The organism is candidate division KSB1 bacterium, assembly GCA_034506395.1.
Taxonomy (GTDB): Bacteria; Zhuqueibacterota; Zhuqueibacteria; order Thermofontimicrobiales; family Thermofontimicrobiaceae; genus Thermofontimicrobium.
Genome location: JAPDPQ010000033.1, coordinates 45075 through 56008, shown reverse-complemented (window position 1 = coordinate 56008; position 10934 = coordinate 45075). Strand labels below are relative to the sequence as shown.

At 41.0% G+C, this 10934-nt stretch carries 10 protein-coding genes; 6 read left to right on the top strand and 4 right to left on the bottom strand.

What is annotated here, in order from left to right; translation table 11 throughout:
• From ONB37_16880 to ONB37_16870, 3 genes are all read left to right on the top strand, one after another.
• The coding region (locus ONB37_16880) for a YfhO family protein (GenBank protein ID MDZ7401833.1) at positions 1-2522 on the top strand (2522 nt) is incomplete at its 5' end.
• Between the two features lie 53 nt (positions 2523-2575).
• Entirely contained in the window at positions 2576-3787 is a 1212-nt protein-coding gene (locus tag ONB37_16875; GenBank protein MDZ7401832.1) for a HAMP domain-containing histidine kinase, read from the top strand.
• A gap of 918 nt (positions 3788-4705) precedes the next feature.
• Positions 4706-5389: a response regulator transcription factor gene (locus ONB37_16870; protein ID MDZ7401831.1), complete on the top strand. Its 684-nt coding sequence runs from the start codon at positions 4706-4708 to the stop codon at positions 5387-5389.
• A 51-nt stretch (positions 5390-5440) separates the two neighbouring features.
• Here the strand turns inward: ONB37_16870 and ONB37_16865 are convergent, their stop codons facing one another.
• The 3 genes from ONB37_16865 to ONB37_16855 form a co-directional block, all read right to left on the bottom strand.
• Entirely contained in the window at positions 5441-6940 is a 1500-nt protein-coding gene (locus tag ONB37_16865; GenBank protein MDZ7401830.1) for an N-acetylmuramoyl-L-alanine amidase, read from the bottom strand.
• Between the two features lie 11 nt (positions 6941-6951).
• Entirely contained in the window at positions 6952-7782 is an 831-nt protein-coding gene (locus tag ONB37_16860; protein MDZ7401829.1) for a rhomboid family intramembrane serine protease, read from the bottom strand.
• A gap of 111 nt (positions 7783-7893) precedes the next feature.
• Positions 7894-8526 carry a hypothetical protein gene (locus ONB37_16855; protein ID MDZ7401828.1) on the bottom strand — a complete coding sequence of 211 codons (633 nt, stop codon included), beginning with the start codon at positions 8524-8526 and terminating at the stop codon, positions 7894-7896.
• A gap of 238 nt (positions 8527-8764) precedes the next feature.
• Here ONB37_16855 and ONB37_16850 point away from each other — a divergent pair, with 238 nt between their 5' ends.
• Together ONB37_16850 and ONB37_16845 are read left to right on the top strand one after the other, a co-directional pair.
• Positions 8765-8968, top strand: a complete 204-nt coding sequence (locus ONB37_16850) for a hypothetical protein (GenBank protein MDZ7401827.1) — start codon at positions 8765-8767, stop codon at positions 8966-8968.
• A 129-nt stretch (positions 8969-9097) separates the two neighbouring features.
• The gene (locus ONB37_16845) at positions 9098-9286 is read left to right on the top strand and encodes a hypothetical protein (protein MDZ7401826.1); all 189 of its coding nucleotides are present in this window, start codon (positions 9098-9100) and stop codon (positions 9284-9286) included.
• Positions 9287-9396: 110 nt separating this feature from the next.
• Here the strand turns inward: ONB37_16845 and ONB37_16840 are convergent, their stop codons facing one another.
• Positions 9397-10254 (bottom strand): sigma-70 family RNA polymerase sigma factor, encoded by an 858-nt coding sequence (locus ONB37_16840; protein MDZ7401825.1) that lies wholly within the window; start codon positions 10252-10254, stop codon positions 9397-9399.
• 159 nt (positions 10255-10413) lie between these two features.
• On the opposite strand from ONB37_16840, the gene ONB37_16835 reads away from it, so the two are divergent.
• A complete protein-coding gene (locus ONB37_16835; protein MDZ7401824.1) occupies positions 10414-10839 on the top strand; it encodes a hypothetical protein in 426 nt (141 codons plus the stop codon).
• The last annotated feature ends 95 nt before the right edge of the window (positions 10840-10934 follow it).

Here is a 10934-nt window from a genome sequence, read left to right as displayed (position 1 = left end):
TGGCCAAGAAGAAATCCAAAAAATTTGCTGCTGTCAAAACCGCTCCCAAACAACCGAAGGAGAGCTTCTTCACCCGCCATCCCAATTGGGCCACGGCAATCATTTTGTTCATCCTATTGCTCATTTTCTATTACCAGGTCGTATTTGAGGGGAAAACCCTGTTAGCGCCCGACGCCCTTAATTCCCGAAGTTTTAAACCATTTATCAATGATGCATTGAATCGAGGCATCTATCCCCTCTGGAATCCGTACATCTTTTCGGGCATGCCATCGTTGGGCAGCCTCACAGCGCCGCTGATTAACATCGTCGATACCATCGTCAATTATATCCTCCTGGGCATCAGCCAGATCATCCCACTGACGCCGTTCATGGTAATCATTCTGAATTATGTTTTATTGGGATTTCTGACCTATTTTCTTTTGAAGTCGCTGAACCTCAATCGCTACGCCTGTCTGTTTTCGGCCATTGCGGTCACTTTCCTGCCGCAGTTCATCGCCTTCACCGCCTTCGGCCATAACACCAAATTCTATTCCGTGGTCCTGATCCCCCTCATCTTCTGGTCGGTGAAGCAACTACTCGAAAAGAAAAATCTGTTTTATTTTGCGATCACAGCGCTGGTCATTGGCTTCCAACTGCTGCGGGCCCACATTCAGGTTTGTTACTACACCTATTTGATGATCGGCATCTATTTTATTTTTCAGGCCATCCTGGAATATAAAGAAAATAGAAAGCCGCTGCCGATTTTGAAATCGGGGGCGCTGTTGGCGGCAGCCGTCCTGGCGGGATTGATGCTGTCGTCCGTGCTCTATCTTTCGGTCTACGAATATTCCCACTACTCTATCCGTGGCGGCGGCATCACCGAGGGGCTGGACTACAAATATGCATCGAATTGGTCATTCTCTCCTGCTGAGATGATCACCTTCATCGTTCCGTCGTTTTTCGGCTTCGGTGGCGAGACCTATTGGGGCAAAATGCCGTTCACCGATTACCCGCTGTATATGGGCATCGTGGTACTGTTCCTGGCGGGATTGGCGTTGGTGATTCGTCGGGACCGCTACGTGATCTTCTTCGCCATCGTGGCACTGTTCGCTCTCATCGTCTCGTTTGGCAGCCATCTCCCGATCCTCTACGGTCCCATGTTCAAATTTCTGCCCTACTTCAATAAATTTCGGGTTCCCAGCATGATCCACATCATTCTGGATATCGCTGTGGTCATCATGGCTGGATTCGGTCTTCATTTTCTAATTCAATTAAAGGACTCGACCGATCCGAAATTATTAGCCAGAAAGACCCAGGCCATCCAGCGCTATTTTTATGTATTCGGCGGCGTGGCGATTTTGATCATGCTGTTCGTAATTTTGGGCAAAGGCACGATTCTGAACTGGATTGCAGGCTCAGGCAAAGTCGGCAATGCTTCAGCGCAGCAGTTTGCCTATCAAATGACCTTGCGGGATTCGGTGATCATGCTGATCATCCTGGGCGCTAGCGGTTTTCTGGTTTTGTATTATTTGAATAAAAAATTAAACACAGGGTTGATGGCCATCGGCATCATCTTCCTGCTTATCGTTGATTTGTGGCTGGTGGATTTCAAAATCATCAAGCCGCAGCCAGAGGTGGAAGAGCAGGACTATTTTCAAAAGGATGATGTGGTACGTTTTCTTGAAAATCAGCCCAAGCCGTTTCGGATTTTACCAGTTAATATCGGACAGCGCGGCGAGAAGCCCGATAATTGGTACATGTATTTTAAAATTCAAAACATTCTCGGTTATCATGCGGCCAAGCTAAAAATCTATCAAGAAGCGCTGGAACAAATGCAATGGCAAAGGGTGCCATTTCCTGCTTCGTTCTTTTTCAATTTTTATCAACAAAGGATTAATGAAAAAGGCCAAAGTGTTATTCAGCAGCGGTCTGAAGAGGAAATCCCTTGGGATCTTTTTCATCGGCATCAAGCGTTCTTAAGGATGCTAAATGTGAAATATCTGATCACAATGTTCCCAATCTCTAACGAATCATATCAACTTGTTGAGCAGGCAAACGCTTTGGTCTACGAGAATAAAAGTGCCTTGCCCCGGGCATTTTTTGTGGGCGATATCGTCACCTTAAAAGATAAAAATGAGATTTTTGGATATATGGCATCGGGACGGTTCGATCCAGCTCGAACCGCAATTCTTGAAGAAAAAGCCGAGTTTGAAATTTCCCCAAATCCTGAGAATGAAGTTCAAATCACCCATTATGATATTCATGACATTAAAATGAAGGCTTCAGTGAAGTCCCCAGCCCTTTTGGTTCTCTCAGAAGTATACTATCCAGCGGGCTGGAAGGCCTACGTCGATGGCGAGGAAACTAAAATCTACAAGACGAATTATATATTAAGATCGATTTTTCTCCAACCAGGGGATCATAATATTGAGTTTGTATTTCGACCTGCCTCTTTCAAAATCGGCTTAATGGTCAGTATTATTACTCTAATGGTTTTGATCGCACTATTGGTCTATTCAATTCGGCATGGCGTAAGGAAATAGAGCTTTATCGTTTTTCAGATAACAATTTCAATTCCGAATTCGAGGTGGTCAAAATGAAAAAGCTGTTCTATCGTTTTTCAGATAAGTTCAATATGATTTTATTTACGCTGGCCATTATTTTAATTTTAGTGTTACTCTATTATTCTCAAACGATCGTTCACAGTTTAAGAGAACAATCGCGCACCATTTTAGAATTTTATGCTCAAATCCATTCTCGCGCTGCGGCTGAAAATGATTCAACCAATATCAATTTTTTATTTGAGAACATTATTCAAAAAACCAACTTTCCGATCATCAATACAGACGAAAATAAAAATCCGCTCTATTGGGAAAATATTTCAGTTGAGCCGAATGACAAATCCCCAGAGGCTATCGCTAAAGTGAGGAAAATGGTGGCCAATTTGGAAAAGGAGCTTGAGCCAGTGCCGATCATTTATCGTGATGAGCAAACTGGCCAAATTTTGCTCAAACAATTTCTCTATTACGGTGATTCAAATTTGATCACCCGGTTGATTTGGTTACCATATATCGAGATAGGTGTTTTCGGGTTATTTTTATTGGTTGCATTTTTAGGTTTTCGCAGCATAAAAAGCAACGAAGAACAATCCATTTGGGTTGGAATGGCCAAAGAGACAGCTCATCAGCTTGGGACACCTCTCTCCTCGCTGATGGGCTGGCTGGAGCTGATGAAAAGTACTCAATCTCCGAAAAAATTTCATCAAGTGCTCTTGGACATGGAAAATGATGTTAATCGCCTTAATAAGGTGGCTAATCGATTTTCACAGATCGGCTCTCAAGCGGACTTGAAACGACAGGACATTATTCCGATTATCAAAGACACGATTCAATATTTTCAGCGTCGCTTGCCTCACATGGGAAAAAAGATCAATATCATTGAACAATATGAATCTGTGCCTCCAGTTCGAGTTAATCGCGATTTGTTCGAATGGGTGATCGAAAATTTGTTGAAGAACTCACTTGACGCAATTGAAAAGGAGACCGGAATGATTAAAATTTCGATCGGTAGGTTAACAGAAAGGGGAGATGATATTTTCATCGATATCAGCGATAATGGAAAAGGGATCAGTCCCAAGAATCGTCGGTTAGTTTTTAGACCCGGTTTTAGCACCAAAAAACGTGGTTGGGGACTTGGCCTAAATTTGGCCAGGCGAATAATCGTTGAGTATCATGGTGGCAAACTTTTAATCAAAGATACTAAGATCGGAGAAGGAACGACGATGCGGATCATTTTGAAAGGGAAATGAGCTGTTGAACACCTTAAAATAAAAATTCTTCTAAGCTTTGATTTTTGTGATACGCATCATGTTAACGTTTCGTGATAAATCCTATCTTATTACTGCATAAGTAAAACACCCATTGGTTGAGTCAGCGCATTAGATCAGAATTCATGTCTTAAATTCCTGCCCTTTACGTCTTAGCAGATTGAATCGGAACCGATTAGTTGAGTAAGTTTAGCTCACTTTTACGAATTGCAATGAATGTTAAGAATAAAATATTCAAGGCCGAATTTTATTGTTTCAGTCCAGAACAGCGCATAATTTTGATACAATTTCAAGGAGTTATATTAAATTTCATATTTGCTAAATTAAAATACAATGCTTTATTTAAGAATGATATTGAGCCGAAGCGTTTGCTATCGGTTATAAAAATTGCGAAATGCCTATTGCTGGAAGGTAATCGAATAGTTATCATTCTTGTTTAATTTTATTGACTGATTTCCGTTCATCAATATCTTTTCTGTTGTTTGAAATCAGCCAGTATTTGGCATGACGTAGCAGTGATTCAGATTATTTTGGGGTTAATAAAACAAGCAAAAATTGTATAAAATATAGAGAGTTAACTATATACTTCCCAAAAATTATTTAAGGGCTAACATTGGTGCCAATTCGATAATACATATGGCATAATCTTTGCAAAAATAAATAGCGTAGTTTAATAAATGATGTTTGTTCTATCGATTGATTATTTTATTCAAAGCTTCCACCTCGCATTGAGATCGGGTTTCACAGCTCTAATCCAGGATGTTGATGGTTGGGGTGAAGGGTTTTGGAGTCAAGCACTGCATCATATCTCGATGCGAGGTGGCTATTTACATCTGAGGAGATAATTCACTAAACTCACGCTTCGTCAAATTGAACCATAAGTTAAAAGAGGAAAATTAAATGGATAAGGGAAAAGTATTGATTTTAGACGCAAGGAACGGCAACCCCGATTCCATAACCAAGAGCATCGAGGAAGAGGGCTTCGTTACAATTCGAACAAGCGATCTGGGGAAAGTTCAGGAATTAGTGTTATCCGAAAAACCGAAAGCTCTGCTGGTTGATCAAGATAGTTTCGGTGATGAAGTCTGGGAAATTTATAAAAATCTAAAAGACGATTTCGATACGAGAAAAACGGCCCTCATTATTATTTCCAGCAACAATGATGAAAATCAGGTGGTCCGTGCATATCAAGTCGGAGCAGATGATTACATTATAAAGCCTTTTAGCTCCAAATCTACTGTGGCTCGGATGAAAGCGATTATCGAGCGTGTGGAACGAAGCGAAAGCAAGAAAATTAAAGTGAAAGATATTGAAATCGACCTGGATGAGCATAAAGTGAAAAAGTCTGGGAAGCCTATCGATTTAACATATATTCAGTTTAAGCTCCTTTATCTTCTGGCTTCGCGGCGTGAAAATGTATTCTCACGGAAGGAAATTTTAGAGAAAGTATGGGGCCGCAAAGTATACGTCACCAACCGTACGGTTGATGTTCATATTAAGCGACTCAGAGAGAAATTGGGCGAGTACAAATACCCCTCACAGTATATCGAGACAATTCACGGAACAGGCTATAGATTTCTGTAACATCTCATTTTTTCCTCCCTCCGAAGCCCCTGGTGAAAACTGGGGGCTTTTTTATATCTGCGATTCATATCGTTCCTTGAATTGCTTAATGCTACGATAGATAGCAAGTGCTTGCTTTTTTTGAAAGGATTTGCTTCGAAGCAGTTTTTCTTCATCCGGATTTGAAATAAAAGCGGTTTCAATCAGGATATTTGGCATCGAAGCTCCCCATAATACATAAAATCCTGCCTGCTTTACTCCAAGGTCTTGAAGATTGCATTCCCGGGAAATTTCGCGTTGAACAATAGCGGCCAAATCCTGACTTTCTATATTATATACATTTTGAGCGATTGCTGATAAAATGTATTTTTCCTGGGATAGGTCGGCATATTTGCTTTCGGTCTCTAAACTAATGACGGAATTTTCAAGACTTGCAACTTCTCTTGCTTCTTCGGTGTTTTCAGGTCCTAAGAAATACGTGCTTACCCCATTGATCCTTCGATTCCGATTCGAATTGGCGTGGATACTAATGAATAATTTTGCTTGATGACGATTCGCAAATTCCGTGCGCTGATTTAACGGAACAAAACGATCATCCTCGCGGGTCATTAATACTTCAACTCCGAGATTCTCCTCTAGCAGCTCCTTGAGATGATGGGCGATCCCCAGAACCACGTCTTTTTCCTTTGTCCCCAATTTGCCTATAGCGCCTGGGTCTCTGCCGCCGTGACCTGGATCGATAACAATTCGATCGATTAGCCATTTGCGTTTTTCTACATCAATATTTTTGTTGGAATTTTTTGGCAGTTCTACCTTTGTCTTTAGCGATATTAGAATTTGATTCGGATTTTGTAACAATAGGCTTTTTTCGATAATGTCTTGGCGCAGCCGAAAACCGATTTGAGCTAACTCATTCGTCACCTGGCTGGGGATGATCTCGGCGATCAACCCAGTTTTGTACTTTCCGTAAAGCGCCAGAGAATCAACTCTCCCTCCATAAATATCCAAATATATGAAATTCGGTCCGCTTCTCAAGCTGAGCTCCGATTCCGAAAAGCGCCTCGTGGTCATAATGGACACTAATGTTCCGTTCGCTTTCTCTTCGATGGTTATTTGGGTGATATTTATGGCATTAAAAGGGTTGATCTCAAGTTCGCTGTTTAGTTGATTATAGCGGATTCGATTAGGAAATAATTGATCAAAAAGTTCGATGAAATAGGGGAGTGGCGCATAAAAATTCTGGTCGATCAATTCGATTTCGGCTGGTAGTTGATAGATTTTCTGGTCCAATTGAACAAAGGGACTAAAGGCACATAGTTTTAGAACGCGATTTTGAATCTGAACAATGAATTTGCCACTTTGAACATCAAAATGGCTTTGTGCATTGAGAAGCCGTGCCAAGTCATTGGCTGATAAATATTGCAGATTGTTGTTGGTAAACGTTTTGATTTTATTGGGAGCATAGGGGTCAGTTGTAAGTTGCGCCACAAATGTCTGTCCAAAGACAACGGTAATAAAGAACAATAAGAGAGTAATGAACAAGAGCATTTTGAGGAAAAGATGATCAAGCATTGGTCTACTCATCAAAACTCAAAATTATCGGTTTCATGAGCAAGAGAAATGCTGGCTTCTTTTAAAAGTTTCTTCTCTTTCTCAGTTAAGTTATCATATCCGACTTCGTTAATTTTATCAAGAATCGAATCGACTTCAGCTCTAAGTTTCAAGATCTTCTGCTGCTTTTGCATTCTATGGCGCAGTTCTTGATTTAGTCGTCTCTTTTGAATATAATCAGCCCAGGATAGAGCAATTTTCCAACCGAATTTCAGATATAAGAAGCCCACGAGCATCCCACCAAGGTGTGCAAAATGGGCGACCCCGCTTTGTCCAAGTAGGCCAAAGGTGATTTCTATCAAAACGAAAATCATCGCTAAGTATTTTGCTTTAAGCGGAACAGGAAAAGGGAAGAGGATCATCATGCGATCGGGATAAATCATCGCGAAGGCCACCAAAATACCGTAGATGGCACCCGAAGCACCGACAACTGGAACAGACGAATTATAATTAAATATCAGGTGAAAAAAGCCAGCTCCAACACCACAAATAAAATAGTACTTGAAAAATTCTTTTAGGCCCCATCTTCGCTCCACTTCGCCCCCAATCATCCAAAGAATAAACATATTGAGCAGAAGATGAATAAAATCGCCGTGAAGAAATAAGTAAGTTACAAATTGCCATAAATGCAACTGGGCAAACACCTCGGAGGGATGCAATCCAAACCAGTCGATGATCCATCTTCCCACTATGCTTTGAATCAAAAAAATAACTGTATTCGAAATCATCAAGATCCGGACCGCTGGGGTAAAATAAACTCCGCCTGGCCTGAATGAGATTTGTCCTTGTTGATAATAATTCATCGTTTCGCTTGCAGATCACTTAATGTCACAAAGAGTTAAGTCGCTAAATGGAAAGGTATGCAGATAGGATGTTAATTAACCGCTACCTCAACACAAGCCTCGCAAGAAATTTTATTGAAATCCCATCCGAATTCCAGCGCGGATTCCAAATCCAGAGAGATCGACCTCATATCTAGCCAGACCTGTGGGTTCGTCTTTCTTTTCACGGCTTACAATCGTCCCATCATAGAATGCTTCAGCAATAAATGAGGAGCGATAACCGATTCGATACATGAGTCCTGCGGATATCAGCCACTTAAAACCGCTGTAATACCGAGAATTTTTGCTACTGTTAGGACCATAGGTCTGTTCTTTGCGAAATAACATTTCGTAGCCCACTCCGCCACTGATGAAATAATCCATGCCAATGCCAGCTGGGAATTTAATATTGATGATTCCGTATATTGGAAGGATATTCGTTGTTAAATCAACATATTTGATTCGTAGCGTTTCATCCCCTTGGACGATAGTGGAATCTTCTGAATGATTTTTTCTGAAATAATCCACCGCAATGCCAACATCTACGGACTGGTCCACGGCCCAGGTATAGCTTCCTCCGAAAATAAAGCCTGCTTTGCTCGCTTTTGGATTAAAAAATCCTGCTTTGAGTGTCGTGACCGACATGGGTTGGCTGAACACTGGTGCCGATCCCCAGATGAATAGCGCGACCATTAATGAACTGGTGAATATTTTGATAATTTTCATTGTCCGTTTCCTCCATAAATTTTTTTCAGATTAAGTTATCAAATATTCCGCTAAATGTCAAGCAAAAAATATGCGTTATGGGATAATTTTGCCTAAGCAATGAATACTTCAATTTTTGCTATTTAGGGTTTTCTTATCAGTTGCAAAATGGTAATTCAATGGCATAATTATTGCAAAAATCAAGATAAAATCAATTAGTGATTTAAAATTGACCAGCGAAAGGAGTCTAAGATTTCCTATGAACAAATTTAATACCCAGGATTTTGAATGGATCGAATATTTACCCCCTTCCTCGATCATACTTAAACAAAAGATCAAAAATATTTTGCGAACCACTGAAAAATGCACAATCGATGAGATCAATCTGGATCTCGTTACTGGACATTATCAAATCACACTTTACGGGAAATTGAAAGATCAGAGAACCTGTTGTCAAAACTGAGTGCGGATGCTTTAATATCCATAATATCCTTTCGTCATTAAAGATTAATTTCAAAAAATAAGATGCTTTTGAAAACGCAATTTTCACTAAGATCGTTTCTGTGAAATAATCTCATGAGGTGAATTCATAATGAAGGTTGATGTTCGCGATTTGGAAGTCATCAAAAATGCGAAGCTCTCGCATTCGTCATTAAAACGACAATTGAAATCGATTTTAGATAGCTCTGGAAAGTATCGTGCAATAGTAGCAGGTTTCAATCGGACAACTGGAGAATATCGGATTGTTTTGCAAGGGACATTAGATCATCGCGAGTCCTGAGTAATGTTCGGCAAAATGAGCAGTGGACTCTCAAGAAAGAAACTGAATAGTCCAGTGGTTAGATTAAAGCTGAAAAAGAGCGAAGTGATCGATTAAAAAAGAGAAGATCCTTAGCCAAGAAAACCTCGCAAGGGCTTGCTTCGTGAGACATGACGCAATCGGCGCAATGCCTTTTCTTTAATTTGGCGTACTCTTTCTCGTGTCAGTTGAAATTTTTCTCCGATTTCTTCCAAGGTTAATGGTGTTTCAAGCCCCAATCCAAAATAGAGTCGAACCACTTCTGCCTCTCTGGGGTTCAGGGTTGAGAGGGCTCGTTCGAGCTCTATTTTAAGCGATTCTTTCATGAGTGTGTTGTCTGGAGCAGGCTGATCTTGATTTTCCAAGATATCGAGCAAGCTATTCTCTTCCTCTTCGCTGAACGGGGCGTCCAGCGAAAGATGCTTACTAGATTTTTGGATGGTCTCTGAAACTTCAAAATCACTGAGATCCAACACCTCGGCGATTTCTTCTGGGGATGGCTCTCGTTCAAATTCTTGCTCTAAAGCGCCGAACGCTTTGCCGATTTTATTCATGGTTCCCACTCGGTTCAGCGGAAGACGCACAATTCGCGATTGTTCTGCCAAAGCCTGCAAAATCGATTGCCGGATCCACCAGACGGCATAAGAGATAAATTTGAATCCTCGCGTTTCGTCGAAGCGATTGGCGGCCTTGATGAGTCCGAGGTTTCCCTCGTTGATCAGGTCTCCCAGCGAAAGGCCCTGGTTTTGGTACTGCTTGGCTACACTGACCACAAAGCGCAGGTTGGCCTTGGTCAGTTTCTCCAATGAGGCCTCATCCCCTTGCTTGATACGCCTGGCGAGCTCAATTTCCTCTTCATGGGTAAGCAATGGGACTTCACTGATTTCTTGCAGATACTGGTCGAGGGAATGTTCAGATCGAAGCGCAGTATTTCTCATTGTTTTGGCCATCTACCCCCTCAGATTGACATTCTTTGGTGGCTGAATATACTCATTTTTACTTTTTTTGTCAATATGATTTTAAAATTTAAAAAAATCTTCTTGACTTTTTCAAATAAATGGTTATATTAAAATTTGCAGATGCCTTGAATGAAATAAAAATGGGGAAAGATGAAAACGAAATTCATATCTATTGCATTTTCAGCGGCCATCTCGGTTTTCGGTTGGCTTATGCTTTATGCTGCAGCAGTGATCGTCGATTTCCGCGGCGAGCCTGGTCATGGAAAAGTTACTTTATATTGGTCAACCTTAAACGAAACCAATTGTAAAGGCTTTCAGATTGATCGGAGCCTCAATAGGACTGACTTTAAAAAGATCGCTTTCGTTAAGGGCGCCGGAACCTCAACAGCGCGAAAGGATTATAGCTACGAGGATAAAACTGTATTTAAATCGGAAATGGATCGAACTTTTTATTACCGGTTGACCATTATTAATGAAGACAACTCAGAGTCGGTTTATTCACAAATCGTGGCGGTAACTCCCTCCATCTCAGGTGCTCGATATACTTGGGGCAGCATTAAAGCGCTCTTTCGCTAATCATTGATAAGCTGGTAGGTGGAAACTATTCGAAGGGCGAGACCCAATTTATTAGCTTGATTAATATATCTTATTTTTCTTTCTCTCTAATCTTC